The sequence below is a fragment of the Photorhabdus caribbeanensis genome (genome assembly GCF_018448885.1).
Taxonomy (GTDB): domain Bacteria; phylum Pseudomonadota; class Gammaproteobacteria; order Enterobacterales; family Enterobacteriaceae; genus Photorhabdus; species Photorhabdus caribbeanensis.
The window spans coordinates 1-558 of record NZ_RCWB01000139.1 but is presented as its reverse complement, the minus strand read 5'-3'; the positions used below and the strand labels follow the sequence as shown (position 1 = coordinate 558).

Here is a 558-nt window from a genome sequence, read left to right as displayed (position 1 = left end):
GGTTGTTAAGCCGGTCAGTGGTAAGGGTCAATTTCCCCTGATTGAACACTGTCCCCTCACGGTTATTCAGGGTGCGGGTATGGAGCGCCAGTTCACCGGTCCCGGTCTGGTTAATTTTTCCCTGCTGATTAGATAAATCTGGGGTTGTGAGGTGGATTTCCTTCGCCACTAACTGGCCGCCGTCGTTGTTAAACTGGCCCGGCGTTTTCGCCGTCAAACGGTCGGCGTTGACGGTAGCGCGAGCGGTACTTATCCCCGCTTGACCGGCGGTGAGTTGAATCTGGCTGGCCGCCGTCTGGCTGTCGCTCAGGTCAATCCGCTGACTGTGGACAGCCAGCGTATCGGCGGCCAGATTTTTCCCCTTCGCCTGAACGTGCTGCGCGGTCAGAATCAGTGAGCCGGGACGGGTAGTGTTGCCGTTATCATCCAGTCCCGCGGCCCACACGCTGTCATGGCTGCTGTGTATTGTGCCTGCGTTGACCGTGGTATCGCCGCGAGCTTCCACCCGGCCCTGATTGCGCAGTGCTCCTTTGGTCTGTAAATTCACCGCCGATTGTG

General features: G+C 58.4%; 1 protein-coding gene. It reads right to left on the bottom strand.

What is annotated here, in order from left to right; translation table 11 throughout:
• Positions 1-558 (bottom strand): hypothetical protein (locus EAE90_RS23350; RefSeq protein WP_214055463.1); only part of this gene is annotated, 558 nt, incomplete at both ends.